We start from the raw sequence: 26,166 nt of genomic DNA on the forward strand, positions 1-26,166 counted from the left end.
GGCGGCCGAAAGCCGCACAGGTCAGAGCAGGACGCGTTCGATGCCGCCGCTGTTCGCCTTGCCGACGTAATCCGCCATCCAGTTGTCGCCAAGCAGGTGTTTGGCCAGTTCGACCACGATGTAGTCCGCCTTGGTGTCGGCATCGTCATCGTAGCGGGACAGGCCCTGCAGGCAGGCCGGGCAGGAGGTCAATATCTTGACGTCCCCCTTGAAGCCATCTGCCCGCAACTTGGCGGCGCCCTTTTCGATTTCTTCCTGCTTGCGGAATTTCACCTGGGTAGCGACGTCCGGGCGGGAATAGGCAAACGATCCGGAATCGCCGCAACAGCGGTCGGTCAGCGGCACTTCCTGGCCCATCAGCGCCTTGGTCACCGCCAGCGGGGCATAGGCCTTCATCGGCGTGTGGCAGGGATCGTGATACATGTAGCGAGTGCCATTCACGCCCTCCAGCTTGACTCCCTTTTCCATCAGGTACTCATGGATATCGAGCAGGCGACAACCCGGGAAGATCTTCTCGAACTGGTATTTCTGCAGCTGATCCATACACGTGCCACAGGAAACGATCACCGTCTTGATGTCGAGATAATTCAGTGTATTGGCGACACGGTGGAAGAGCACGCGGTTGTCGGTCGTGATTTTGACGCCCTTGTCCTCGTCACCGGAGGCAGTCTGCGGATAACCGCAGCACAGATAGCCCGGCGGCAGCACGGTGGTCACACCAACTTCATAGAGCATCGCCTGCGTGGCCAGGCCGACCTGTGAGAACAGTCGTTCCGAACCGCAGCCCGGGAAATAAAAGACGGCATCCGATTCCTCGGTCGTCTTGCGCGGATTGCGGATGACCGGGATCACCTTGTCGTCCTCGATATCGAGCAGCGCGCGCGAGGTCCGCTTGGGCAGATTGCCCGGCATCGGCCGATTCAAGAAGTGGATGACTTGCGCCTTGACCGTCGGGGCACCTACTGTGGCCGGCGGGTGGGCCCGGGTGTCCTGGACCAGACCGATGGCCTTGGCCACCTTGTGCGCCAGACGCTGGGCCTTGAAACCGAAATCCATCATGACGCCCCGCATCAGCTTGATGGTCGCCGGGTCCTTCAGGTTCAGGTAGGTCATTGCCGCGACGGTGCCTGGGCTGAAGCGCTTCTTGTCCTGCTTGCGCAGGAAATTGCGCATGGCGACCGAGACATCGCCAAAGTCGATATCAACCGGGCAGGGCTTCAGGCAGCGGTGGCAGACCGTGCAATGGTCAGCCACGTCGTTGAATTCGTCAAAATGTTTGAGCGAAATGCCGCGCCGGGTCTGCTCCTCATACAAGAAGGCCTCAACCAGCAGCGAAGTACCGAGAATCTTGTTGCGCGGGCTATAGAGCAAATTGGCGCGCGGCACATGGGTTGAGCAGACCGGCTTGCACTTGCCGCAGCGCAGGCAGTTCTTGATCATGTCGGAAATCTTGCCGATCTCGGATTGTTCCATGATCAGCGACTCGGTACCGAGCAGGCTGAACGACGGCGTATAGGCGTTGCCCATGTCGCCGCCGGGCATCAGCTTGCCCTTGTTGAAGCGGCCTTCCGGATCGACCTTCTGCTTGTAGGCACGGAAGGGCCCCAGTTCTTCCTCGGTCAGGAATTCCAGCTTGGTGATACCGATACCGTGCTCGCCGGAAATGACCCCATCCAGACCCCGGGCAATGTGCATGATGCGTTCGACGGCCTTGTGCGCCGTTTGCAGCATGTCGTAGTTGTCGGAGTTAACCGGGATGTTGGTGTGCACGTTGCCATCACCGGCGTGCATGTGCAGTGCCACGAAGACCCGGCCGCGCAGCACTTCCTTGTGAATGACCTCGACACGCTCGATGATCGGGCGATAGACAGCGCCATCGAATATCTTGTCGAAGCGCGCCTTCAACTCCAGCTTCCACGACGTGCGAACGGAGTAGTCCTGCAGGCGGTGGAACAGCTTCGGATTGGCCGCCTTGTTGGTCAGCTCGCCGGCATGGACGCCGTATTCAGCAAACAGCGCCTCGGCTTCGGCCAGCGGCATGTCCAGGTTTTCGAGCAGCCAGGCCCAGCGGCGGCGAACCGATGCCACATAGTCAAGCGCGGCCTGGCGACGGTCGCCGAGCAGCACCGTCTTGTCGACGTTGGAATCGCCTTCATGCAGCGGCAGTTCGCCTTGCAGGAAATCGGCCAGCGCGTCGCATAGGGCCAGCTTGTTCTGCGTGGACAGCTCGATGTTGATGCGCTCGATACCATCACAGTACTCGCCCATGCGCGGCAAGGGGATAACCACGTCTTCATTGACCTTGAAGGCGTTGGTATGGCGCGAGATGGCAGCGGTACGCGAACGGTCGAGCCAGAATTTCTTGCGCGTTTCGGCGTCGACGGCGATGAAGCCCTCGGCGGCGCGCAGGTTGCACATACGGACGACTTCAGACGCGGCGGCCATCACGGCCTTTTCGTCATGGCCGACGATGTCGCCGATCAGCACCATTTTCGGGCGACCGTGGCGCTTGGCCTTGGTCGCGTAGCCGACGGCCTTCACGTAGCGCTCATCGAGGTGCTCCAGACCGGCCAGCAGCACGCCGGCGGCATTACCGGCACCACCCGGCTTGAAGTAGTCGGTGATCTCGACGATGGCCGGCACGGCTTCGCGCACCTGACCGAAAAACTCCAAACAGACAGTCCGCGAGACCGGCGGCATCTTGTGCAGAACCCAGCGGGCGGCCACGATGATGCCGTCAGTGCCTTCCTTCTGCACGCCCGGCACGCCGCCGAGGAACTTGTCGGTAACGTCCTTGCCGAGGCCGACCTTGCGGCAGGCGGCACCCGGCATGGTCAGCACTTCCTCGCCGAGCAGCTTCTTGCCGCTCGGATCGAAGCGCTTGAGACGGAATTCGACGTTTTCCTGCTCGTGGATCTTGCCGTAGTTGTGATTGACCCGTTCGACTTCCAGCCAGTTGCCGTCCGGATCGACCATCTTCCACCAGGCCAGGTTGTCCAGCGCGGTGCCCCACAGCACGGCCTTCTTGCCGCCGGCATTCATGGCGATGTTGCCGCCAATACAGGACGCAGAAGCGGACGTCGGATCGACCGCAAAGACGCGGCCGGCCAGCGAGGCGGCTTCGGAAACGCGGTCAGTCACCACCCCGGCACCAGTACGAATGGTGGCATACGGCGTTTCATGACCGGCCAGCACCAAGTCTTCGACCGGGCCGATATCGATCAGCTTTTCGGTATTGATCACGGCCGAGTAAGGCGTCAGCGGCACGGCGCCGCCGGTATAGCCGGTGCCGCCCCCACGCGGAATGATCGTCAGGCCGGCTTCGATACAACCGCGCACCAGATGGCCGATTTCCTCTTCGGTGTCCGGATAGAGAACGACGAAGGGGTATTCGACACGCCAGTCGGTGGCATCGGTCACGTGCGAAACACGGGCCAATCCGTCGAAGGCGATATTGTCCTTGCGGGTGTGTTTGCCGAGAACTTTCAGCACCTTGCGACGCAGGTCGTAGGTCTTTTCGAAATGCAGAGCAAACTGGTTAACCGCAGACTGAGCGGCCTCGACCAGCTGTTTGACCTTGGCGGAGCGGAGCGGGTCTTCCTGCTCGCTCTCGGCCCGGCGCTTTTCGACTTCCTTCAGGCGATGACGCAGGGCATTGACCAACGCATCGCGGCGGTCGCGATTGTCGAGCAGATCGTCTTCCAGATACGGATTGCGCTGAACAACCCAGATGTCACCGAGCACCTCGTAGAGCATGCGTGCCGAGCGACCGGTAACGCGTTCGGCCCTCAGCTCGTCGAGCACCGCCCAATTGTCGGCGCCGAGCAGGCGGATAACGATCTCGCGATCGGAAAACGAAGTGTAGTTGTAGGGGATTTCGCGCAGGCGGGCAGTCATGGGAGCAGCCGGGGGTCCGTCAAAAGGGTGATTTTAGCGTATTGCGGCGCAAGACGCGGGGCAGGTAGACCCCAAAGCAGAACACGGGTTCAGTTTGGTAACGCGCTTTGGGCCACCAGCCAGTAGCGGACAAGCTTGCCGAGGGCCATGAACAGGCAGCAAGGCAGCCAGTGCAAACGCAACCAGCCAGCGGCAACACACAGCGCGTCGCCGATCAGCGGCACCCAGGCCAGCAGCAAGGCCGGACTACCCCAGCGCTCCAGCTTGTCCTTGTGCGGCAGGTTTTTAACCCTTTGCCCGCGGGGCAGGGCATAGCCACACCACCAGGACGTCATGCCGCCAAGGGTGTTGCCCAGCGTGGCCAAAGCCAGCGCCGGGCCATATTCGGCCGGATGCAGGCGCAAAAATCCCCACAAAAGCGCTTCCGAACCGCCGGGCAGCACGGTAGCCGAGAGAAAACTGCTCACCAGCAGGCCCCAAAGCCCACTTTCCGCCGTGACGTTTAGCCACTCCACCCGTAGAATCTCCCTTTTGCCTTAATGAGTTGCGCCCAATGCACCCGGATTATCTCGAAAAAGTTCTCAACGCACAGGTTTACGACGTGGCGATCGAAACGCCGCTCGACCTGGCCAGCAACCTTTCCGCCCGGGTCGGCAACAAGATTATCCTGAAGCGCGAAGACATGCAGCCTGTCTTTTCCTTCAAGCTGCGTGGCGCCTACAACAAGATTGCCAGCCTGTCGGCCGAAAAGCTGAAGCGCGGTGTCATCTGTGCCTCGGCCGGCAACCACGCCCAAGGGGTCGCCCTGTCGGCCAGCAAACTGGGTTGCCGGGCGGTCATCGTCATGCCGACCTCGACGCCGGGCATCAAGATTAACGCCGTTAAATCGCGGGGCGGCGAAGTGGTGCTGCATGGCGACTCCTTCGACGAAGCATACGCCCATGCGGTCGAACTGGAAAAAACCGAAAAGCTGACCTTCGTTCATCCCTTCGACGATCCGGAGGTGATCGCCGGACAGGGCACGGTCGCCATGGAAATCCTGCGCCAGCATTCGCGCCACAACGGCCCGATCACCGCCGTCTTCTGTGCCATCGGCGGCGGCGGGCTGGCTGCTGGCGTGGCCGCCTACATCAAGCGCCTGCGTCCGGAAATCAAGGTGATCGGTGTCGAAACCTTCGACGCCGACGCCATGAAGCAGTCGCTGGCCGCCGGCAAGCGCGTTCGCGTCGATCAGGTCGGGTTGTTCTCCGACGGCACCGCCGTCAAGCTGGTCGGCGAAGAAACCTTCCGGCTGTGCAAGGAATACCTGGACGAGGTCATCCTGGTCGACACCGATGCCATCTGTGCCGCCATCAAGGATGTTTTCGAGGATACCCGCTCGATTCTGGAACCGGCCGGGGCGCTGGCCGTCGCCGGCGCCAAGGAATATGCCCGTCAGCACAAACTGAAGGACAAGAACCTGATCGCCATCACCTCCGGCGCCAACATGAATTTCGACCGCCTGCGCTTCGTTGCCGAGCGGGCCGAATTCGGCGAACAGCGTGAAGCCGTCTTCGCGGTCACGCTGCCCGAGAAGCCGGGTGCCTACAAGAAATTCCTTGGGCTGATCGGTCACCGCAATGTGACCGAATTCAACTACCGCTTCCACACCGCCAGCGAAGCTCACGTCTTCGTCGGCGTTCAGGTGGCCGACCGCAAGGAATCGCTGAAGCTGGTCGACAGCCTGCAGAAACACGGTTACCCGACGCTCGACCTGACCGATGACGAAATGGCCAAGAACCATATCCGTCACATGGTCGGCGGCCATGCCCCGGCGGTTTGCGAAAAGGGCATGCGCGAGTTGCTCTATCGCTTCGAATTCCCGGAAAAGCCGGGCGCCCTGATGAACTTCCTGACCCAGATGAGCGCCGGCTGGAACATCAGCCTGTTCCACTACCGCAACCATGGCGCCGACTACGGTCGCGTCCTGGTCGGCATGCAGGTACCGCCGGACGACATGGGGAAATTCAAGGAATTCCTGACCAATCTCGGCTACGCCCACTGGGACGAGAGCCAAAACCCGGCATACAAGCTGTTCCTGGGTTAAAAACCGCGTTCCGGATTGGCAGACGGCGTCAAAGAACCATCTGCCAATCTATTTTGGCCTGCCGGAGAAATGCGGCCAAATATCAAATCCTGGCGACCAGGATTTCAGCCCACCCAGCCCTGTACCGCCCACAGCGCGGCCATGCCTGCCGCAATCGTTGCCAGCACACTGCGCGTCAGCCAGGCGACCAGCAGTGCGGCCAGCGCCGCCCAGAGGCGCGGATTATCCGGCGGCAGCAACAGGCCATTGGCTCCCGTAAAAATCTCCGGTGCGATCAAGGCGCCGAGGATGGCGGGTGGTACGTAGCGCAACACCGCTTCAATGCGTGGGTCGTCCGGCAAATGATGGCCGAAAGCGATGAACGAAAGCCGGATCAGGAAAGTCACCAGTCCGCAGACCGCCATCGTCAGTAGCAGAAGCGGCGTGCTCATCGGTTTTTCCTGTCGAAACGGCGCATGACCAAACCGAAAGCGATGCCCGCCCCCGCTGCCACCAGCAGACCGAGCTTGTGTGGCAAGGCCAGCGCCGGCAACACCACCACCGCGGCCACCATCGCCGCCCACGCATCGCTGCGACGATGCACCGATAGCACCAGCAATGCGATGAAAGTCAGCGCAATCGAAAAATCCAGCGACCAGCTTGCCGGAATCGCCGTCCCAAGCAGCACCCCGGTCAGTGTGGACAACTGCCAGCCAGTCCACAATGTCAGGCCGGTGCCGCACAAAAACCAGTGGCGATGCGGCGCTACCGGTCCGTCACGCAAGCGTCCGATTGCTGCGGCGAAAGCCTCATCGGTCAGCAAATAGGCCAGCAACAATTTCCAGCGCCAGGGCAGGGCGCGCAAATAATCAGCCACCGCCGCGCTGTACAGCAGGTGGCGCAAATTGACCACCCCGACCGTCGTCACCATGACCGGAGGCGGCGTTCCACTACCCCACAACTGGGCAAACACCACCTGCGACGAACCGCCAAACACCAGCGACGAGCTCAGCACCACCGCCCAGCCCGGCATTCCCACGGCCAGGCCGAGGACCCCAAAAATCAGCCCGAACGGCACCACGCCGAGCAGCAGCGGCAACTCGGCGCGAACACCGCCGAAAAATTCGGCACGAGGAGAATCATCAAACATCGAATCGGGCAGGGGAGACCAGCACAGGCGCTATGCTAATCGATCACCACCGGAGTATTCGGCCAGCGCCTCAAGAACTTGATCGGACAAGAAAGCAGCTCCGCCAGACTGGCCGCAGAAAAACGCTCTTCCCCGCGAACAATTACCCTATAAATTAATATTTCGTTGGGTAATTATTGCGCAGGCACTACACTTACCCAACGAATATCGTATTTATTGGGTAAGTCATGAAACCCGCGGTACTTTTTTGCCCCAACCAGCCCGCTTTCCGCCAGCAATACGCGGCCATCAAAGAGCAATCACTCACTGCCGGCGCCTTGCTGCCAGGAACTCCTGGCACGCTACAACTGCGTCGTGGTACCGGCTACGCCTACTGGTACCGGGTTTATTACCCGGTGCCGGGCAAGCAGGCCGAAACGCTGGTCGGGCGCGAAAGCGATAGCGCCGCCGAAAAAGCCATGCGCGCCCAGATGGAATTCGCTGAATCGATGACTCGGCAGGTCGGCATGCTCCGCAAGCTGGGCTTTCAAGTCGCTGACAAGATCACCGCCCGCGTGCTGGTCGAACTGCACAAGCTCGGCGCTTTTGAAGGCGGACTGCTACTCGCCGGCAAGCTCGGCTGCATCGCCTGGCTCAATGAACTCGGCGCCCGCCTCCGCCTGCCGGCGGGCAAGCCAGCTAGCTCACCACGTCTTGAACTGGTCGCGCCGCCGAGCTTCCTCAGCCAACCGCTGGCTGCAAAGCTACCTCTGGTCACTGCCGCCGAATCGACCAACGCCCCCACCACCCAGACCGCCTTCACCTTGCCCGGCCAGGTCCTCATGCTGACCGACATTCTCGTTGCCGGCAGTTGCTTCGGCAGCGCCGTGCCGGGGCCGGGCTGGTCGGCCATCAGCATTCCCGATCACGACTACCTGATCGCCGGCCCCGCACCCGGCGCGCTGCTTGCCGGCGGCCAGTGCATTCCCGTTCGCCTGCCACAAGCCGCCCGGCTCGTCTGGCACCAGCTCGCCGCACCACATGCAGCGTCGGAACGCCGACTGGCGCTCACGCTCGCCGCCGTCGTGCTTGCCCAAGACCCTTGGGCCTTGCTTACCGCCTGGGAGACTGCGCCGGCAACCATCACCGAGCCGATTCGTCCGTTGCACGATGATTTGCTGGCCGATACCGCCGCACACCCAGATTTGCAGGATCTGATCACCGACTGCCTGGGCAGCCCCGCGCCGACTGCCTGAAGCTGCGGCGGATTGCAGTTTTGGCCACTTCTTCTGCCTGCTCCAAGGGCCGTGCTGGTCGGGGCTTTCCCGGCGCCATACCCCGGTTTCGTTGATACCTATTGATAGCGATTCAATATAAGCATTTAAGAAATCATTCTTTTTAAGAATACGCAGTGACCGGCAGACTCTAGCGTTCACCAGTCCATTGTCGAAGCCGCCCGATTGGCATTTGGGCCAACTGTTGTGATTGAGGATACCTGCAGGGTGCCCCAGTCGCGGCTTCGATCCGTTTACGCGCCGCAGGAGTAGGCCATGCCCGTCGAAGATCTGATCCGCTATTTCAACGCTGCCGACACGGCGGGCGACAACATGCTGTACGTGGCCGGCGAGCGGGTCGAGGCATGGCATGACGGGCTGCGTTTTGCTTCACTGTTCCAGCCCATCGTCGATCTGCGCAGCGAGCGCGTCGTCGGCCATCAGGCAAGCTTGGCGGCACGCCGGGACGATGGCACCGCAGTCAGCAGCGAAACCGCCTATGCCTTGTGCGACACCGGACAAGCCGTCGTGCAATTCGACCGCTTGTGCCGAACCTTGCATGCGCTGAACTTTCTCGCCCAGCGAAGAAGTACCGGTGGCTATCTGCAATTGTCAGTTCACCCGCGCCACCTGCAGGCAGTGCAGAACCAGCATGGTCTGGTCTATGAAGCGATTTTGAAGCGCTGCGGGCTGGCCCCGGTCGATATCGTGCTCGATATCGACGCCAGGAGCATAGCGCCGGACGGGCATCTGGCCCACGCGCTGGAAAGCTACCGCCGGCGCGGCTACCGGCTGGCGATCAGTTCGCCGCCTGACTGGCAGCCGCCTGTCGATTCCCTTCTCGCCCTGCGCCCGGACATTTTGCGTCTGCCGGCCCGCCATGCCGGGCTGGAACAGGCAGCACGATTGGCTGGCCTGCCTGTCGAACTGACAGGCATCGACAATGGCGCCGATTTCCTTGCTGCTCAGCTCGACGGCATCGAACTTGCCCAGGGTGCCTTGTTCGGCAATCCGGCAGCAGATTGTCGGCCTACCCACAGCTCACTGAGAAACCCCTACAATTCGCTTTCCTCGAACGGAGTACGCCAATGAAAATCGCCAACAATGTGACCGAACTGGTCGGCAACACGCCGCTGGTCAAGCTCAACCGCGTCACCGCAGGCGCTGGTGCCACCATCGCCGCCAAGCTCGAATTCTTCAACCCCGGCCACAGCGTCAAGGACAGGATTGCCGTATCCATGCTCGATGCGGCCATCGCCGCCGGCAAGGTCGGTCCGGATACCGTCATTCTCGAGCCGACTTCCGGCAATACCGGCATCGGCCTGGCGATGGTCTGCGCGGCGCGCGGCATCAAGTGCGCTTTCGTCATGCCGGAAACGATGAGCCGCGAGCGCAAGCTGCTGCTCAAGGCCTACGGCGCTGAACTGATTCTGACCCCCGGCCCCGAAGGCATGGGCGGTGCGATTGCCAAGGCCAAGGCGCTGGCCGAAAGCGACCCGAAATATTTCGTGCCGCAACAGTTCGAAAACCCGGCCAATCCGGAAGTGCACCGCAACACAACAGCCGAGGAAATCTGGCGGGATACCGATGGCCAGGTCGACATTTTCGTTTCCGGTGTCGGCACCGGTGGCACGATCACTGGCGTCGGCGAAGTGCTCAAGGCGAAGAAGCCGGGCATCAAGATCGTCGCCGTCGAGCCGGATGCCTCGCCGGTGCTGTCCGGCGGCCAGAAGGGCCCGCACCCGATCCAGGGCATTGGCGCCGGGTTCGTGCCTGGCGTGCTGAACACGGCGGTTTACGATGAGGTGATTCGCGTCAAGAACGACGACGCCTTTGCCATTGCCCGTCAGATGGCCACGGAAGAGGGGCTGCTGGTCGGCATTTCCTCCGGTGCCGCCACCTGGGCCGCGCTGGAACTGGCCAGGCGCCCCGAAAACGCCGGCAAGCTGATCGTCGTGATTATTCCTTCATTTGGCGAACGCTATCTGTCCACCCCCTTGTATCAGCACCTCGAAGTTTGAGTCGCTTCGACACGCCGATCGACCGGCGACATTCCGACTCCTACAAATGGGGTAAGTACGCCGGTCGCGATATCCTGCCGCTGTGGGTGGCCGACATGGATTTCGCTGCACCGCCGGCCGTGCTGGCGGCTCTGCATCGCCGTATCGATCATGGCGTCTTCGGCTATGGCGGCCCCTGGCCATCACTGACGGAGTCAGTACTCACTCATCTTGAAAGCGAATACGACTGGCGTATCGCGCCGGAATGGATCGTCTGGCTGCCGGGGCTGGTCACTGGCCTGAACATCGCCTGCCGAGCCGTCGACGGCGACGTGCTGACCGCCACGCCGATCTACCCGCCCTTCCTGTCGGCCCCGCATTTTTCCGGCCGCAAGCTGAATCGCGTCGAGCTGGCTTGTACCGACGAGCATTGGCACTGGGACAAGAATGCCCTCCAACAGGCGGCGACTGCGGCGACCAAACTGTTCCTGCTCTGCCACCCGCACAATCCGGTCGGCCGCTGCTGGAGCCGCGACGAACTGCACGACCTGGCCGCCATTGCCGAGCAGAACGACCTGATCGTCTGCTCCGACGAAATCCACTGCGGCCTGATCCTTGACGCCGACAAGCAGCACATTCCGTTTGCCAGCCTGTCGCCGGAAGCGGCCAAACGCAGCATCACGCTGATGGCGCCTTCGAAGACCTTCAACATCCCCGGCCTGGGCTGCGCCTTCGCGGTGATTCCCGATGCCGCGCTGCGTCACCGCTTTGAACAAGCCACGCACGGCATTGTGCCGCATGTGAATGTACTCGGCCTGGCCGCCTGCGAGGCGGCCTACCGCGATTGCGCCGACTGGCACCGCGAACTGATTGCTTACCTGGCCGGTAACCGCGACCGGGTACTGGCCACGGTTAACGCGGCCAGCGGCGCAAAGATGCAACCGGTCGAAGCCACTTATCTGGCCTGGATCGATGTCCGCGAACTCGGGCTGAGCAAACCGGCAGCGCATTTCGAGGCACATGGCCTCGGCCTCTCCGATGGCGCCGATTTTGGTGCACCGGGCTGGCTACGCCTCAATTTTGGCTGCCCGCGCAGCATGCTGGAAGAGGCCCTGCAACGCTTCGCTACCGCCTGTCGAGCCGCATGAACGCCTACACGCTCACCTTGCTGGTCCTGCTCGGCGCCATGGTCATCCAGATCTTTGTGCTCGCCCTCGCCATTGAGGGCTATCTGCGCAATACGCACGACCGCGCTCTGCGCTGGTCGTGGCTCTCGATTGCCATCGGCTCGATGCCGCTGGCGCTGCACCACGGCTACTCGCTTGAGTTGGCCTTGCGCACCGGCCTGTACGACACCCGGCAGGGCGTGCTCGTCGCCCTGGCCTCGCTGTTCTTTGCGCTGGGAATCTACGGTTTCAGGCAGCGAGCCTGACTGCCCCCGCTTCGGTGACGATCCAGTCCAGCCGCTGATCGTGAACTTCCGGACGAATGCTCGCCAGGCGGTTCACCTCGAACCCGACACCAACCGCCAGCGGTCGAGGGGAAAGGGCGGCCAGTGTCCGGTCGAAATAGCCGCCACCGTAGCCCAGCCGATAACCAGCGGCGTCAAAGCCATTGAGCGGCAACAGGATCATGTCGGGCACCACGAGATCACCGGCTGTCGGGGTCGGAATGCCGTAGCGATCCATCTCCAGCACCATTTCAGGCGTCCACAGGCGGAAGGCAAGGGGGGTGTCCTCGGCCATGACGACCGGCAGCGCCGCCTGCGCACCGCGCATCGCCCAGGACTCGACCACTGCACGGACATCCGGCTCATGCTTGATCGGCCAGCAAAAAGCGAACACGCGGGGCGTCGGCAAAGCCGCCAGCAATTGTTCGACGATGCGTGCCGACAAGCCAGCATGCTCGGCATCGCTCAACGCCCCACGACGCGCCACCATCTCGCGCCGCAATACCCGGCGCCAGGCCGTGTTATCCTCGTTCGGTTCAACCATGGCAATAATCTAGCATGAAGTTTCACGTCCTCCTCGCCAGCCTTGTGCTTTCGTCTTCCCTGTTCGCCCAAGTCAACGACACAGCCTTCCTGACCGCCCGTGACGCCTTCCGGGCCGGCGACATCAACAAGCTGGAGCGCGCCATAGGCCAGCTCGGCAACCACGAGCTGGCACCGTATGCCGAGAGCTACCGCCTGCGCATGTGGATGGACAAGGGCGACCCGAACAACCTGCGCGACTTCCTGCAGCGCAACGATGGCAGCTACGTGGCCGAAAAGCTGCGCGCCGACTGGATTCGTTTTCTCGGCAAGCGTTCCGCCTGGAACGAGGTGGAAAGCGAATTTCCCAAGCTGCTCGCCCCCGAACCCGATGTCACCTGCTACAACCAGCAAGCCCGACTGGCTCATGATGACCGCAGCGTGCTGGCCGAAGCCGAGAAACTCTGGCTGACCATGCTTGAACCGCCGGAACCCTGCCGGCCGATTCTTGATGCGCTGGTCGCCAGCCAGAAAATGACTGCCGACGATGTCTGGGCCCGCGCCCGTCGCCAGCTGGAAGCCAATCGCCCCAGCTGGACAAAAACCACTTTGAATTACCTGCCGGACAGCCAGATGCCGGACAGCCGCTCGCTCGACAGCGCGATCAGCAGTGCGATGAGCTATCTTGTCCGCCAGCCGGCCAACTGGAACAGCAACCGGGCAGGGCGTGAACTCGCCGCCTTTGCCATCCAGCGCCTGGCGGTCAACGACCCGCGCGTTGCTGCCGACGAACTGGAAAAGATCAAAAGCAAATTGCAGGACTCCGAGCGTCAGTGGGCCTGGAGCCAGATCGCCCTGCAGGGTGCCAAGAAGCACATGACCGAAGCCAGTGGCTGGTACGCCAGCGCCGGCAAGACACCGTTGTCGGATGAAGTCGCCCAGTGGAAAGTTCGCGCCGCCTTGCGCGCCCAGGAGTGGGGTACTGTCCGCGACACCATCCAGGCCATGCCGCCCGCTTTGGCTGCGCAGCCGGAATGGATTTACTGGCTTGGCCGTTCCCTGCATGCCGGCGGACGGACAACCGAAGGCAACGCCCTGTTCGAAAAGATCGCCGGCCAAGCCAGTTTCTACGGCAACCTGGCCGATGAAGAACTCGGCCGCACGGTAGCGCCGCCGCCCAAGGCCAAGGCCACCACCGCCGAAGAGCAAAAAGCCGCCCAGGATAATCCGGGCATCCGCCGCGCCCTGGCCTTCTTCCGTGTTGATCTGCGAACCGAAGCGGTCAAGGAGTGGAACTGGGCACTGCGTGGGATGGAAGATCGCGAACTGCTCGCCGTGGCCAATCTCGCCAAGCGCAACCAGATCTGGGACCGCGCCATCAACACGGCCGACCGGACCAAGAACGAACACGATTTCACGCTGCGCTTCCTCTCGCCCTACGGTGAGACGGTTCGGCCCGCAGCCCAGAACCAGTCGCTGGACGATGCCTGGGTCTATGGTCTGATGCGTCAGGAGAGCCGTTTCATTACCAGCGCCAAATCCAATGTCGGCGCTTCCGGCCTGATGCAGCTGATGCCGGCGACCGCCAAATGGGTGGCCAAGAAGATCGGCCTGCGCGACTTCAGCCATGGTCGCGTCAATGACACCGAAACCAATGTGCTGCTCGGCACCAGCTACATGCGACTGGTCATGGAAAACCTCGACAACCACCCGGTGCTGGCTTCCGCCGCCTACAACGCCGGCCCCGGCCGAGCCAAGAAATGGCGCGCTGACCGACCGCTGGAAGGCGCCATCTACGCCGAAACCATTCCGTTCAGCGAAACCCGGGACTACGTCAAAAAGGTCATGAGCAATGCGGTTTATTATTCGGCCATCTTCAACGGCAAGCCCGATTCGTTGAAGGCTCGTCTCGGTACCGTCGGAGCGAAAACCTCCGATACCATGAAAGATGCTGATCTTCCTTGAATTCCACTATGTCACTACGCTCTGATTCCTTCGAAATCCTCCGTGACTGTCGGGCCCTCTTCCTGAAGCACCTGGGCGCCCTGCTGCTGGACAGCGGAATCATTTCCGGTAGTGCCATCCGCGCCATCCAGGAGGGAGCAGGGGCCTATTTCGACGAAATGGTATCGACCACACGGCGCGGCAGTTTTTCTGAGGAAGCTCATGGACTGACCTCTTCGCGTATCACGCTGGTCGGTGAAGATGACCTGGAACTGGGTATCCGTCTCGACAACCTGAGTGCCCGGCTGTTCGAAACAACCGGCGGTAGTCTGTGGCGAACCCACCTGCGCTTCGTCACCCTGCTCAGGCGCCCGGACCTGCCGAAAAGCGCCAACCCGATCGGCCCCAAAGGCATCTGCCAAGGGTTGACCACCATGTTCGCCGCCTCGGGAGCAAGCAGTATCGAGCAAAAGCTGGCGCTACTTGATCGCATCGAAGTCTACCTGTTGGCAAATCTGCCCGGCCTCTATGCCGAAATCAACGACTTCCTCGATCGCGGCGGCATAGAAGCGGCCCAGGCGACGATCCTTGGCTCTCCGGACGGACCGAAACAAGCCGATCAATCTTCGGCAAATCCCTTGCTCGCCTTGCAGCAGCAGCTGCTGGCCCGACTACCCGGTGGCATTGCATCAATCCAGCCGCCAACCGGCACAGGCGGGGCTGCAGCCTCTCTGCTCAGCCAGGCAAGCCTGGAGCAACTGATCTTTCGCCTCAACGAACTCGATCGCCAGGGCGCCTTCAGGGCGCAGTTCAAACCGGGCACCAGCCTGTCCACGGAGAGCCTGATTCCCGAGCTATTCTCCGGTAGCACGGCCAAGGCATCGCTGCCAAAAGCGCTGAACTCGGCTGAACTCGGCATTCCGAGCACGGCCACCGAAGGTTTGGCCATCGACACGCTGGCGATAATCTTTGAAGCGATCTTCAGCGAACCCACACTTCCGGACACCCTGAAGGCAGCCATTTCCAGCCTGCAGATCACCTTGCTCAAAATGGCGATGAAGGATGCTTCGCTATTTACCGACGACAAGCATCCGGCCAGACTGGTGATTGATCGAATGGGGCAGGCGGTCCTCGGTTTGCCCACTGACGTTCCCGCCCGCCATCCGGTGTGTGCCCGCCTGTTCGAAATCGCCTCGCAGCTACGCAGCGGGAATGGCGATATCAGCGCCTTTCAATCAGCACTGACTCAACTCGACGCACTGGTCGCCGAGCGCAATAACGAGCTGGCCAAATCCGCAGCAGCCTACCTGCCGCTCTTGCGCCAGCTCGACCGACGCGACGAAGCGAGCATTCAGACCAGACACATTCTCGACAAGCTGATCGAGCAAAAGCCACCAGAAGCCGTTCAGGCATTCCTTAACGAATCGTGGCGCAAGGTACTGCAACTCGTCTGGCTTGAAAACGGCCCGGACAGCAGCCAATGGCAAGCGCACGTCACGGCCATCGAAGAACTGCTCTGGTCTTTCCAGCCAAAGACCGACCCGGCGGAACGCAAGTCCCTGGCTCATCGCTTGCCCAATATCCTGAAACTGCTCAAGACGGGCATGGAACGCATCGGCTTGCCTACGGAAGCCCAGGAAGCTTTTCTGGATGATTGCTTCACGCTGCAAACCCAAGCCCTGCGCGCTGCGCCGGCAGCAGAGACGGGAGCCACTTCCGTGATCGCTGCCACCGGTCTGCACGCCTCGGGAAGCGAAACAGTTTACGGCGACGTGCAGTCAGGCCAGTTCGTCCTGAACACCCTGGATTTCTCGGACTATCAGCCAGGTCCGGCCCGTTCGCTGTCCTGTGCAATTGGCGACTGGCTGGAGTTACGTATCGACGACAGCACAACACGGGTCGCCCGCATCTGCTACATCAGCCCCAACAGCCAGCGAACTTTGCTGCTCAACCCGGATTTCGGCCTTGCTTTGGCTATCCATCCGGCCATTCTGGATCGACAGCTACGCGCCGGTGAAGCGCGTATCCGTTCTGCCAGTTCGCTGTTCGAAATTGCCGCCAGCCGGGCCTTGCAGAAAACGACAACGAACTAAGACTGGCGGACACTGCAAGTTAGGCCACAGGCCCGCCCGAAAACCCTCAAATTGCCTTAAAATCCGAGTTTTACGAATCAAGTTTCCGGGGTTCAACATGGACATCAAGAAAGTCTTGCTGCTGGGGGGTAGCGGTTTCGTCGGTACCTACATCGTCAACCGCCTGTCGCAGCGCGGTATCGAAGTAACCGTACCGACGCGTCGCCGCGAACGTACCAAGGCGCTGATCATGCAGCCGGGTGTCGAAATGCCGGAAGCTGATATCAGCTGCGAAAAGACGCTGACTGAACTGATGCGTGGTCATGATGCCGTGATCAATCTGGTCGGCGTCCTGCACAGCCGCGATGTCGTGCTGCCCTACAGCCGCGATTTTGCTGAAACCCATGTCGAACTGCCGAAAAAGATCATCGCCGCCTGCAAGGCGAGCGGCGTCCGTCGCCTCGTGCACATGAGCGCCCTCCACGCCGACCCCAAGGGCCCGTCCGAATACCTGCGCTCCAAGGGCGATGGCGAAGCCCTCGTCATGGCCGCTCAGGGCGAGCTGGATGTCACCGTTTTCCGTCCGTCGGTCATTTTCGGCCTCGGCGACTCCTTCCTGTCCATGTTTGCCTCGGTCTTGAAGAAACTTCCTTTCTTCCCGCTCGGCTTCGGTCATGCCCGCTTCCAGCCGGTATGGGCCGCCGATGTGGCCGATGCTTTCGTCGAAAGCCTGGGAGATTCCGCCACCTACGGCCAGGCCTACGAACTGGTCGGCCCGAAGATCTACACCTTGCGCGAACTGGTCGACTACACCAAGGAACTGACCGGCAGCACCGCCACGATCATCCCGCTCTCCGAAGGCTGGGCCTACCTGCAGGCTGGACTGATGTGGCTGGCCCCGCACCCGATGATGTCGCCGGACAACCTGCGCTCGATGGAAATCGACAGCGTCTGCGAAGGTAGCTGGAATGCCCCGACCAACTGGCGCCCGACGGCGCTGGAAGCCATCGCACCGACCTACATCGCGCTCAATACGCCGAAGGGCAAGCTCGACAGCTTCCGCTTCCGCGCCGGCCGCTGAGGCCGCGCCAACCGGCCGTGCAGATATATATCGTCGGCGGCGCCGTCCGTGACGAACTGCTCGGCCGGCCCAATGCCGACTGCGACTACGTAGTCGTCGGCGCCACCCCGGAAACCATGCTGGCGCAAGGTTTCCGGCCGGTCGGCAAGGATTTTCCGGTTTTTCTGCACCCCAATACGCACGACGAATATGCGCTGGCCCGTACCGAGCGCAAGACTGGCCACGGTTACCACGGCTTCATCTTTCACGCCGCCGCCGACGTTACGCTTGAAGAAGACCTCGCTCGCCGCGACCTGACCATCAATGCGATGGCCAAAGCAGCCGATGGCACGCTGGTAGACCCCTTCAACGGCCAGCAAGACCTGGCCAGCAAAACGCTCCGCCATGTCGGCCCGGCCTTTGCTGAAGACCCGGTCCGTATCCTGCGTATCGCCCGTTTTGCCGCACGCTTCAGCGACTTCTCGGTGGCACCCGAAACCTTGGCCCTGATGCGCAGCATGGTGGCCTGCGGCGAGGTCGATCATCTGGTCGCCGAACGGGTCTGGCAGGAACTGGCCAAGGGCCTGATGGAGCAGAAACCGTCACGGATGTTCGAGGTGCTGCGCGACTGCGGTGCCCTGGCGCGCCTGCTGCCGGAAGTGGACAAGTTGTTCGGCGTGCCACAACGGGCCGATTACCACCCGGAAATCGATACCGGCATCCACACGATGATGGTCATCGACCAGTCGGCACGACGGACGTTCACGCTGCCGGTACGCTTCGCTGCGCTGACCCATGATCTCGGCAAGGCGGAAACGCCGGCCGACATCCTGCCACGCCACATCGGCCACGAGGAACGCAGCGTCCGCCTGACCGAGCAACTGTGCGCCCGTCTGCGGGTTCCCAACGACTGTCGCGATCTCGCCCTGCTGACGGCCCGCTACCACGGCAACATCCATCGCGCCGCCGACCTGAAGGCGAGCACCATCGTCACCCTGTTTGAAAAAACCGATGCGCTGCGCCGGCCGGAACGCTTCCGGCAGTTGCTCGATGCCTGCCTGTGCGACTTCACGGGCCGCCTGGGCTGGGAAAACCGCCCTTACGACAGTCCGCAGTATCTTTTAGGGGCCTTGGCCGCAGTCGCTAGCCTGAATGCCGGCGAAATCGCCGTCGCCTGTGCCGACAAGACCAAAATTCCCGAGCGCATCCACGCCGCGCGCGTTCATGCCATCAAACAGCTGCTAGATAATCCGGGAGAGCAGCCAGAGCAACAATGAAAAAATGATCGTGGTCGCGATCGGAAACGTGTAGTCTCGACCGCGAAACCGAAAAGCGAAATCGCCCGGCAATTTGCCGAAACGAATGAAACGCGCCAGATGCGGGCCCATGATGCCCAGCAGGAAAATCGCCACCACCAGCGTCAAAATCCACTTCAGCATTTGCCTTGCACCACAGGGTGAAAGCCGCATTAAATCACGCCTCGCCCCGAACAGACCCTCATGCTAAAAACTCAGATCGTCGAAGGCCTCGAAGTCTTCTCCTGCCTGCCGGCCCGCAAGTCCACCAAACCCGCGCTGCTGTTCGTGCATGGTGCCTTCGCCGGCGGCTGGATGTGGACCGAAACCTTCATGCCTTTCCTCGCCAAGGCCGGCTACCCCTGTTACGCCCTATCACTGCGCGGCCATGGTGGCAGCGCGGGCAGGGAACACATGGATGCGCATTCGGTGGCCGATTACGTCGATGACGTCAAAACCGTCGTCGACTGGCTGGACGAGCAGCCTATCCTGATCGGTCATTCGATGGGTGGTTTCGTCGTCCAGAAATACCTGGAACACCGCAAAGCGCCGGCCGTCGCCTTGATTTGCTCGGTCCCGCCGCAAGGCCTGATTGCCTCGCAATTCCATCTGATGTTCAACAAGCCGCAGCTGTTCCAGGAAATCAATCAGATCATGGACGGCAAATACACCGACACCGGCACGCTGCGTGAAACCCTGTTTGCTGGCGAAGTCGACGAAACGATGCTCGCCGCCTGGCTAAGCCGCATGCAACCGGAATCGCATCGCGCCCTGTGGGACATGTCGATGTTCAGCCTGCCCAATCTCTACGCCATGCACAAGCCGCCAATGCTGATCCTCGGCGCCGAAGATGACGTTCTGGTCCCCGCCTTCCTGGTCCAGACCACGGCAAACACCTATGGTCAGCATGCCCACATCTTCCGGAACATGGGCCATGCCGTCACCCACGAAAAGGAATGGCCGCTCGTGGCGGCCACCTTGCGGGACTGGTTGGAAGAAGTCAGGCCTTGACGTCGATGCTGTTGCCCAGATTTGGCGGGTTATTCGCCACCTGCGGCAATGCCTGCAACAACTGCATCGCATTTTGAGCCTGAATGTCGATCGCCTTCTTGAGCACCAAGGTGCCAACAGCATCGCCGGTCTTTGCCTGAGACAGGGCGGTCGTCAAACTGCTTACAGAAGCAACATCCATCTTGCGCTAGCTCCAATTAGGACACATTATTAGTCCAGTGTAGTCCACCTATCTGCCAGATCAATGAGTCATTCTGAAAAGTCCGGCCCGCTGTCCTCCATAGCCGAAGCGATCCGCGCCAAGCGCGAACGCAAGACCGGCACGGCTCAGGGCATCGCGGAGCTTGAAGCGGCCTTGCTTGCCGACATCGAGAATTTCGATCTGGATGCTGCCGAGCGCCGGGCGAAACGCGAATACCTGGCCAACTCGGAGGTTGGCATGGCCGATCCGACGCTGGTTTTTCCGGAGATCGCTCCCGGCAAGCCCGCAGCAACCTCGCCCGAAAAACAGCTTCAAGCCGTAGAAAACTTCGATGCCGCACCACCGACGCCAAGACCCGAAGCAGGTACCAGCCTGCTCGATCAGCTACGCCAGCAGGCCGAGGTTCGCCAGCGCGAAATCCATAGTGCTCTGGCTGAACGCACGTCAACCAACGAGGCCATCGACCAGGCCCTGAAGCACCTGTTTTTCTACCTGCACGAGCTGGTCCAGCAACTCAATATTGTCAAACCGGGCATCCCACGCGACTACCCGCTGATTGAGCAGTACGTCCTGAACCGACTGGAGTGGCAGGAGGGGTTTTCCGATTACCGCACGCAAAGCCAAAGTGCCGGTGCGCTGGTCGAACTGGTTACCTTCTCCTACCACCTGAAAGGTCCAAAATCCCTGTGCATCGAACGCGACGGCCCGTCGGTCGAGCGATTCCGCACTACCCTGTTCGACTTCGGTCTGCCATGTACCTGCAAGGAATTCAAGAACGAGCGCAGCTACGTCGAACGCGCTGAATTCGACATTCGCTGCGACGTCAGCGTCAGTGCCCGCTGGCGCGCTGATTTTGCCAAGGGGGTCATCCTGCTTGAAACGCGCAACCTAGAACGACTGGGCAGTGCGCTCTATACGGTTCGTCCACACGCGGTTGACCAAGCGCTGCTCGACGATTTCGGCCGGCTTGTCCTCGCTCAACCCAACCATTTTCGCGAACTGGCCAAGCGCTGATTATTACAGGCGCCAGCCCTGATCACCGTTGGCAAAACCACATAGCGGCTCATCAATGCCGCGACCAACTGCGATCACCTTGAATAGTTCGCCCATCTCGTGCGGCATCAGCAGCATGTTAACTGCCCCGGCCGCCCGGATATATTCTGGAGTTCCATTGGGAATTTCAGCCAACTGATCCAATATTCCACAATTGAGCAGGAACTGCCCCTGGTTTGTATAGCCGAGCAGATCCAGCCCGGCCGCATGCGCCGCCGCAATGACTGCGGTGAAATCGACGTGGACCGTGACATCCTGCAAGCCTGGCAGGTAAAACGGATCGGGATGTGCATGGTGGCGGTAATGACACATCAACGTCCCACGACCACGTTGCTGATGATAGAACTCGCGGCGGGGAAAACCATAGTCAATCAGTAGCAGGGCGCCTTTTTCCAGGCGACGCCCCCATTCCGAGAGCCAGGCCCGGACAGTCAGACTGATCTCACTCTCGAAACCGGGTGGCAGGCTACATTGCGCGCCAATTTCCTCGGCCGCTGCGAGCAGGGTTCCCGTGGCCGGACGTTCGTTCCACATGAAACTCCCGGCTTCATCAACGACAACCCCCCGGTCGAAAATGCCATTCTCGCGCCAGGCAACGATATTCGCCGGCATCGCGTCGAGCAACTCGTTTGCCACGACCACCCCGGAGAAAGTCTCGGGCAATCGATCCAGCCATTCGACCCGGCTCAGCAGATGCGGTGCAGCCTCGGCGATCGTCTGTCTCTGGCGTTGTCGCAGGTCGGCGGAAAGATCGAGAATGAAATAGTGTTCGGGCAGCTCCCCCATCCGCTCAAGAGCAAGCAACAGGTCGGCGGCAAGGCGCCCGGAGCCAGCGCCGACCTCCAGCACTACCGGCGCTGATTCAGCCATGACCTGAGCCACCTGACGGGTCAATACCTGTCCGAACAAGGGGGTCATTTCCGGTGATGTGACAAAATCTCCAGCCGCCCCGAACTTTCGTGCCCCGGCTGTGTAATAGCCGAGACCAGGTGCGTAGAGCACCAGCTCCATGAAGCGGGCAAACGACACCCAGCCGTCGGCTGCGGCAATTTCGTCCGCAATGGCCTGGTGCAAGCGCTGGCTGTGCGCCAGGGCCTCCGGAGCGGGAATCGGCAGATTGTTCATAGCAAGTTCAAAAAGTGTCAATTTTACGACCGGAATGAGAATTCCGTCGCACCCTATGCTATTTTTCCATACTGCGTCCAAGGAGGAGATCAAACTTGCGCATCAAACAAATTACTTGTGGCAAGCCGGCGGACCTCGCCGTCGCAATGACCGCACTACAAGGGCTGGAGGCCGATTTTCTGCTGATTTTTGGCAGTATCGATCATTTCAACGCTCCTGGCATGAGCCAAACCCTGAATGAGGCTTTTCCCCGCGCCATTCTGCTCGGCTGTTCAACCGCTGGCGAAATTACGCCTGATGGTGTTGATGATGGCACCTGCACCGTCACTGCGATCGATTTTGAACAAACCCGCCTGACACATGGCAGCACCCGCTTGACTGGCATGGACGACTCCTTTGCCGCCGGAGAACGAGTGGGCCGCCAAATTGGCGCAACAGATCTCAAGGCAGTGCTCGTGTTCGGTCCTGGCGTCAAGATCAATGGCAGCGCCTTGGTCAGTGGCATTGCCAGCGCCATCGGCAACGGAATCCCGATTACCGGGGGCCTCGCCGGGGATGGCGGCGCCTTCAGGGAAACCTTCACCATCGGCCCCGAGGGGGTCGCCAACGATAAAATTGTGGCAGTGGGCCTTTGTGGCGAAGGGCTCCGCTTCGGCCACGGCTCCTTCGGCGGCTGGGAGCCTTTTGGCCCGGCCCGCAAGGTAACACGCTGTACAGGCAATATTCTGCATGAACTGGATGGCGAACCGGCACTGGAAATTTACCGGCGTTATCTAGGCGATCATGCCAGGAACCTGCCGGCCTCCGGCCTACTTTTCCCGTTTGCCATGCTCGGCGAAGACCATAATGCCATCGGTCTGATCCGGACCATTCTTGGTATTGATGAAGAGACGGGCAGCCTTATCCTGGCCGGCGAAATCGATCCCGACGGCTACCTTCGACTGATGCACGCCAGCACCGACAAGCTGGTCAATGGCGCCGAGGCCGCTGCGGAAGCGGCCGCAGCCATGCTGCAATCAAGCGGTACCACTTTGGCCATTCTGGTCAGTTGCGTCGGCCGCAAGTTGGTCATGGGCAACCGCGTAGATGAGGAAGTAGAGGCCGTTGGCGAAGTTTTTGGCAACAAGGCGGTCCTGACCGGCTTCTATTCTTACGGCGAGATCAGCCCTTTCACGCCGGGCGCATCCTGCAAGCTGCATAACCAAACTATGACCATTACCTGCCTCAGCGAGAACCAAGCTTAAAGCAATGCAGAAAACCCTTTTGCGCCAGCTCAAACGCAGTATCGGTGTCGGTAGCGAAGCCGAACTGGCAGACTTGCTCGCGTCGATACGGACTGCTGGCACGACGCTAGAGCCGGCTTTCCGGGGGATTCTTGAAGGCCTGGGCGACCTCCTGAGCAGGGTCGATGCCAGTTACGAACAGTACGAACGTGATCTTGAACTGCGCACGCGCAGCCTTGAGATTTCGTCGGCCGAACTTTCAGCCGCCAACGAAAAACTCCGCCAGTCCCTTGCCGGGCGGGATAACGCACTGCGCTCGCTCCGAAAAACCATCCGTGACCATCTGCCGGAAGCCAATGAAGATGCCGAGACACTGGCCGAAGAGGATATCGCGGTACTTTCCAGGCGCGTCGCGGCCATGGTCGCCGAAAGCGAACATGGCTTACGGGAACTGGCCAACCAGAAGTTTGCTCTCGACCAGCATGCCATCGTCAGCATCACTGATACGGCCGGCATTATCACCTATGCCAATGACCGCTTCTGCGCCATCAGTGGCTACGCACGGGAAGAACTGATCGGGCAGAACCACAGGATCGTCAACTCCGGCATCCATCCGCCTGAGTTGTTTCGCGATATGTGGCACACCATCGTACTGGGCAAGGTTTGGCACGGTGAAGTTTGCAACCGCGCACGCGATGGGCACCTTTATTGGGTCAATGCGACGGTCGTGCCGCTGCTCGATGCCAAGGGTGAGCCTGAGCGATATATCGCCATTCGTACCGAGATCACCGACCGCAAGCGCATGGAGGCGCAATTGTCGGAACAATTGCACCTGGTTGAAGAACTGATCGAAAACATTCCCCTGCCGATCTACCTGAAAGACGGCAGCGGGCGCTATATCAGACTCAACCGCGCTTTCGAACAGTTCTTTGAGGTTCGCCGCGAAGCCTTCATCGGGCGCACGCTGCACGATCTTTTGCCAGCAGAAGACGCTCGTCAGCATGCAGAAATGGATGCTGATCTTTTTGCCGCCAAGGGCACGCAAACCTACGAAGCCACAGTCCATAGCCAGGACGGCATCGCTCACGAAACAATTTACCGCAAAGCGGTATTGACCCGCCGCGACGGCAGCGTTTCGGGATTACTCGGCATCATTGTCGACATCACTGACCGGAAACGAGCAGAGATCGAGGTGCTGCGGGCCAAGGAAGCGGCGGAAGCGGCCAACCGGGCAAAGAGTGATTTTCTGGCTAACATGAGCCACGAAATCAGGACACCGATGAACGGGGTCATCGGCATGACGGATCTCGCCCTCGAAACCGCATTGACCGAGGAACAACGTGAATACCTAAACATCGCAAAATCCTCGGCCGAATCCTTGCTCACCGTCATCAACGACATCCTCGATTTTTCGAAGATTGAAGCCGGGAAGCTACAGGTCGAAGACATCCCCTTTGACCTGCATCGTCTGATTGCCGACACACTGAAACCGCTGGCGCTGCGGGCCCATGAGAAAGACATCGAGATACTCAGTGACGTAGTGCATGACGTTCCCCGATTTGTTAAGGGCGACCCCAGCCGGATCCGGCAGGTACTCGTTAACCTGGTCGGCAATGCCATCAAATTCACCGAACAGGGCGAGATTGCCCTCCAAGCTGACTTGATGCAGCTTCAGAACGGCCACGCTGTCATCCACTTCGCAGTGCGCGATACGGGGATTGGCATCTCGGCCGACAAGCAGATGCTGATTTTCGATGCCTTTGCCCAGGAAGACTCGTCGACCACCCGGAAATACGGAGGCACCGGCCTGGGCCTCTCGATTTGTCGCCGCCTGGTCGAGTTGATGGGCGGTACGTTGTGGTTACATAGCGAGCCGGGCAAGGGGAGTACCTTTCATTTCTCAGTCCAGTTGCAGATCTCGGAAAACGCTATTCCGCTCGTGATTCACCCTGTCGACGTGACGGGCCGTCACATGCTTATCGTTGATGACAACGCCACTAACCGGCGCATTCTCCGCGGCATGCTGGCCACCTTGCATGTCACTTGCCAGGAAGCCGACTCGGGAAAGACAGCACTAGCGCTGATGCGTGAGCAAGGCAGCCAGTTCGATTGCATCCTGCTCGATGCCCAGATGCCTGAGATGGATGGTTATGAGCTTGCCCGCCATCTGCACGCCGAGCATCCCGCTTTGCCCCCAATGTTGATGCTCTCCTCGGGTGCCCTGCGGGGTGATGCGCTACGTTGTCAGGAGGCCGGCATTGCCGGATTCTTCGCCAAGCCGATCTCATCAGACGAATTGCTCTCCGCCCTTGGCCGCCTGTTCGATAACAGCCCAAAGGAATCCTCACCGGAACCCAGCCCGCTACTGACACGCCACTCCCTGCGCGAGGCGCAACGCGTCCTGAACATCCTGCTGGTCGAAGATCATCCGACCAACCAGAAGTTGGCGCTCGGCCTCCTCAACAAATGGGGGCACCATGGAACATTGGCCCAAAATGGACAGGAAGCCCTCGATATCCTTGCCAGCCAATCCTTCGACATCATCCTGATGGACATGCAAATGCCCGTCATGAGTGGTGTCGAGGCGACCCAGCGCATTCGGGCGCGCGAAGCGGCCATGCAACTACCGCGCACCCCCATCATCGCGATGACTGCCGCAGCCATGCAAGACGACCGGGATGCTTGCCTGGCTGCCGGAATGGATGACTATCTGGCAAAACCAATCAAGGTCAAGGAGTTGCAAGCACTGCTGCTTGCCTACACTTCCGCCCCATAATCAACGGGCTGAAAATCCACTAACTTGCCAAGCACACGAGGTAAACTCGCTATTTTTCCGAGTGGCCG

General features: G+C 60.7%; 22 protein-coding genes. 14 read left to right on the forward strand and 8 right to left on the reverse strand.

The annotated features are described in order from the left end of the window. Positions 1–21 precede the first annotated feature (21 nt). Both DARO_RS20990 and DARO_RS20995 read right to left on the reverse strand, forming a co-directional pair. Complete coding sequence (locus DARO_RS20990; protein WP_011289841.1) at positions 22–3,897, reverse strand: DUF3683 domain-containing protein; 3,876 nt, start codon at positions 3,895–3,897, stop codon at positions 22–24. Positions 3,898–3,986: 89 nt separating this feature from the next. Continuing rightward, positions 3,987–4,364, reverse strand: coding sequence for a YqaA family protein (locus DARO_RS20995; RefSeq protein ID WP_497463011.1), 378 nt, complete (start codon positions 4,362–4,364; stop codon positions 3,987–3,989). An 86-nt stretch (positions 4,365–4,450) separates the two neighbouring features. Between DARO_RS20995 and ilvA the strand changes: the two genes are divergently transcribed. Continuing rightward, positions 4,451–5,983, forward strand: a complete 1,533-nt coding sequence (ilvA, locus tag DARO_RS21000) for a threonine ammonia-lyase, biosynthetic (RefSeq protein ID WP_011289843.1) — start codon at positions 4,451–4,453, stop codon at positions 5,981–5,983. 104 nt (positions 5,984–6,087) lie between these two features. Here the strand turns inward: ilvA and DARO_RS21005 are convergent, their stop codons facing one another. Together DARO_RS21005 and DARO_RS21010 are read right to left on the reverse strand one after the other, a co-directional pair. Further along, positions 6,088–6,414 (reverse strand): AzlD domain-containing protein, encoded by a 327-nt coding sequence (locus DARO_RS21005; protein ID WP_011289844.1) that lies wholly within the window; start codon positions 6,412–6,414, stop codon positions 6,088–6,090. Continuing rightward, a complete protein-coding gene (locus DARO_RS21010; RefSeq protein WP_011289845.1) occupies positions 6,411–7,112 on the reverse strand; it encodes an AzlC family ABC transporter permease in 702 nt (233 codons plus the stop codon). The genes DARO_RS21005 and DARO_RS21010 overlap by 4 nt, the downstream gene beginning before the upstream one ends. A gap of 227 nt (positions 7,113–7,339) precedes the next feature. Here DARO_RS21010 and DARO_RS21015 point away from each other — a divergent pair, with 227 nt between their 5' ends. The 5 genes from DARO_RS21015 (at position 7,340) to DARO_RS21035 (ending at position 11,797) form a co-directional block, all read left to right on the forward strand. Further along, positions 7,340–8,347 (forward strand): hypothetical protein, encoded by a 1,008-nt coding sequence (locus tag DARO_RS21015; protein WP_011289846.1) that lies wholly within the window; start codon positions 7,340–7,342, stop codon positions 8,345–8,347. A 294-nt stretch (positions 8,348–8,641) separates the two neighbouring features. Beyond that, positions 8,642–9,457: an EAL domain-containing protein gene (locus tag DARO_RS21020; protein WP_011289847.1), complete on the forward strand. Its 816-nt coding sequence runs from the start codon at positions 8,642–8,644 to the stop codon at positions 9,455–9,457. Next, a complete protein-coding gene (gene cysK / locus DARO_RS21025; protein ID WP_011289848.1) occupies positions 9,454–10,386 on the forward strand; it encodes a cysteine synthase A in 933 nt (310 codons plus the stop codon). The genes DARO_RS21020 and cysK overlap by 4 nt, the downstream gene beginning before the upstream one ends. Further along, the gene (locus tag DARO_RS21030; protein ID WP_011289849.1) at positions 10,383–11,513 is read left to right on the forward strand and encodes a PatB family C-S lyase; all 1,131 of its coding nucleotides are present in this window, start codon (positions 10,383–10,385) and stop codon (positions 11,511–11,513) included. The genes cysK and DARO_RS21030 overlap by 4 nt, the downstream gene beginning before the upstream one ends. Next, the gene (locus DARO_RS21035; RefSeq protein ID WP_011289850.1) at positions 11,510–11,797 is read left to right on the forward strand and encodes a hypothetical protein; all 288 of its coding nucleotides are present in this window, start codon (positions 11,510–11,512) and stop codon (positions 11,795–11,797) included. The genes DARO_RS21030 and DARO_RS21035 overlap by 4 nt, the downstream gene beginning before the upstream one ends. On the opposite strand, the gene DARO_RS21040 is transcribed toward DARO_RS21035, so the two are convergent. Continuing rightward, positions 11,781–12,359, reverse strand: a complete 579-nt coding sequence (locus DARO_RS21040; protein WP_011289851.1) for a 5-formyltetrahydrofolate cyclo-ligase — start codon at positions 12,357–12,359, stop codon at positions 11,781–11,783. The genes DARO_RS21035 and DARO_RS21040 overlap by 17 nt on opposite strands. Positions 12,360–12,373: 14 nt before the next feature. Here DARO_RS21040 and DARO_RS21045 point away from each other — a divergent pair, with 14 nt between their 5' ends. The 4 genes from DARO_RS21045 (at position 12,374) to DARO_RS21060 (ending at position 18,690) form a co-directional block, all read left to right on the forward strand. Beyond that, positions 12,374–14,302, forward strand: a complete 1,929-nt coding sequence (locus DARO_RS21045; protein WP_011289852.1) for a lytic transglycosylase domain-containing protein — start codon at positions 12,374–12,376, stop codon at positions 14,300–14,302. Positions 14,303–14,310: 8 nt separating this feature from the next. Next, positions 14,311–16,374, forward strand: coding sequence for a DUF1631 family protein (locus DARO_RS21050; RefSeq protein ID WP_011289853.1), 2,064 nt, complete (start codon positions 14,311–14,313; stop codon positions 16,372–16,374). Between the two features lie 97 nt (positions 16,375–16,471). Continuing rightward, complete coding sequence (locus tag DARO_RS21055) at positions 16,472–17,434, forward strand: complex I NDUFA9 subunit family protein (protein WP_011289854.1); 963 nt, start codon at positions 16,472–16,474, stop codon at positions 17,432–17,434. 17 nt (positions 17,435–17,451) lie between these two features. Beyond that, positions 17,452–18,690: a multifunctional CCA addition/repair protein gene (locus DARO_RS21060; RefSeq protein ID WP_011289855.1), complete on the forward strand. Its 1,239-nt coding sequence runs from the start codon at positions 17,452–17,454 to the stop codon at positions 18,688–18,690. On the opposite strand, the gene DARO_RS21065 is transcribed toward DARO_RS21060, so the two are convergent. Further along, positions 18,655–18,852 carry a DUF2905 domain-containing protein gene (locus tag DARO_RS21065; RefSeq protein ID WP_041224579.1) on the reverse strand — a complete coding sequence of 66 codons (198 nt, stop codon included), beginning with the start codon at positions 18,850–18,852 and terminating at the stop codon, positions 18,655–18,657. The genes DARO_RS21060 and DARO_RS21065 overlap by 36 nt on opposite strands. 60 nt (positions 18,853–18,912) lie before the next feature. Between DARO_RS21065 and DARO_RS21070 the strand changes: the two genes are divergently transcribed. Beyond that, on the forward strand, positions 18,913–19,719 hold the full coding sequence (locus DARO_RS21070) for an alpha/beta hydrolase (RefSeq protein WP_011289857.1): 807 nt from the start codon (positions 18,913–18,915) through the stop codon (positions 19,717–19,719). Here the strand turns inward: DARO_RS21070 and DARO_RS21075 are convergent. Continuing rightward, complete coding sequence (locus tag DARO_RS21075) at positions 19,709–19,900, reverse strand: YjfB family protein (protein WP_011289858.1); 192 nt, start codon at positions 19,898–19,900, stop codon at positions 19,709–19,711. The genes DARO_RS21070 and DARO_RS21075 overlap by 11 nt on opposite strands. 63 nt (positions 19,901–19,963) lie before the next feature. Between DARO_RS21075 and DARO_RS21080 the strand changes: the two genes are divergently transcribed. Continuing rightward, entirely contained in the window at positions 19,964–20,935 is a 972-nt protein-coding gene (locus DARO_RS21080; RefSeq protein WP_011289859.1) for a hypothetical protein, read from the forward strand. Between the two features lie 3 nt (positions 20,936–20,938). On the opposite strand, the gene DARO_RS21085 is transcribed toward DARO_RS21080, so the two are convergent. Next, positions 20,939–22,099, reverse strand: a complete 1,161-nt coding sequence (locus DARO_RS21085; protein WP_011289860.1) for an SAM-dependent methyltransferase — start codon at positions 22,097–22,099, stop codon at positions 20,939–20,941. A gap of 95 nt (positions 22,100–22,194) precedes the next feature. Here DARO_RS21085 and DARO_RS21090 point away from each other — a divergent pair, with 95 nt between their 5' ends. After that, complete coding sequence (locus tag DARO_RS21090; RefSeq protein ID WP_041224580.1) at positions 22,195–23,343, forward strand: FIST N-terminal domain-containing protein; 1,149 nt, start codon at positions 22,195–22,197, stop codon at positions 23,341–23,343. 4 nt (positions 23,344–23,347) lie between these two features. Beyond that, positions 23,348–26,098, forward strand: a complete 2,751-nt coding sequence (locus DARO_RS21095) for a response regulator (protein WP_011289862.1) — start codon at positions 23,348–23,350, stop codon at positions 26,096–26,098. Positions 26,099–26,166: the final 68 nt, after the last annotated feature.

The organism is Dechloromonas aromatica RCB (genome assembly GCF_000012425.1).

Bases quoted from the DNA above. Each gene is read 5' to 3' on its own strand.
- DARO_RS21035 (WP_011289850.1), top strand. From the start codon at position 11,510: ATGAACGCCTACACGCTCACCTTGCTGGTCCTGCTCGGCGCCATGGTC.
- DARO_RS21095 (WP_011289862.1), top strand. From the start codon at position 23,348: ATGCAGAAAACCCTTTTGCGCCAGCTCAAACGCAGTATCGGTGTCGGT.
- DARO_RS21010 (WP_011289845.1), bottom strand. From the start codon at position 7,112: ATGTTTGATGATTCTCCTCGTGCCGAATTTTTCGGCGGTGTTCGCGCC.
- DARO_RS21040 (WP_011289851.1), bottom strand. From the start codon at position 12,359: ATGGTTGAACCGAACGAGGATAACACGGCCTGGCGCCGGGTATTGCGG.
- DARO_RS21070 (WP_011289857.1), top strand. From the start codon at position 18,913: ATGCTAAAAACTCAGATCGTCGAAGGCCTCGAAGTCTTCTCCTGCCTG.
- DARO_RS21055 (WP_011289854.1), top strand. From the start codon at position 16,472: ATGGACATCAAGAAAGTCTTGCTGCTGGGGGGTAGCGGTTTCGTCGGT.
- DARO_RS21085 (WP_011289860.1), bottom strand. From the start codon at position 22,099: ATGAACAATCTGCCGATTCCCGCTCCGGAGGCCCTGGCGCACAGCCAG.
- DARO_RS21045 (WP_011289852.1), top strand. From the start codon at position 12,374: ATGAAGTTTCACGTCCTCCTCGCCAGCCTTGTGCTTTCGTCTTCCCTG.
- cysK (WP_011289848.1), top strand. From the start codon at position 9,454: ATGAAAATCGCCAACAATGTGACCGAACTGGTCGGCAACACGCCGCTG.
- DARO_RS21080 (WP_011289859.1), top strand. From the start codon at position 19,964: ATGAGTCATTCTGAAAAGTCCGGCCCGCTGTCCTCCATAGCCGAAGCG.
- DARO_RS21050 (WP_011289853.1), top strand. From the start codon at position 14,311: ATGTCACTACGCTCTGATTCCTTCGAAATCCTCCGTGACTGTCGGGCC.
- DARO_RS21020 (WP_011289847.1), top strand. From the start codon at position 8,642: ATGCCCGTCGAAGATCTGATCCGCTATTTCAACGCTGCCGACACGGCG.
- DARO_RS20990 (WP_011289841.1), bottom strand. From the start codon at position 3,897: ATGACTGCCCGCCTGCGCGAAATCCCCTACAACTACACTTCGTTTTCC.
- DARO_RS21065 (WP_041224579.1), bottom strand. From the start codon at position 18,852: ATGCTGAAGTGGATTTTGACGCTGGTGGTGGCGATTTTCCTGCTGGGC.
- DARO_RS21015 (WP_011289846.1), top strand. From the start codon at position 7,340: ATGAAACCCGCGGTACTTTTTTGCCCCAACCAGCCCGCTTTCCGCCAG.
- DARO_RS21075 (WP_011289858.1), bottom strand. From the start codon at position 19,900: ATGGATGTTGCTTCTGTAAGCAGTTTGACGACCGCCCTGTCTCAGGCA.
- ilvA (WP_011289843.1), top strand. From the start codon at position 4,451: ATGCACCCGGATTATCTCGAAAAAGTTCTCAACGCACAGGTTTACGAC.
- DARO_RS21005 (WP_011289844.1), bottom strand. From the start codon at position 6,414: ATGAGCACGCCGCTTCTGCTACTGACGATGGCGGTCTGCGGACTGGTG.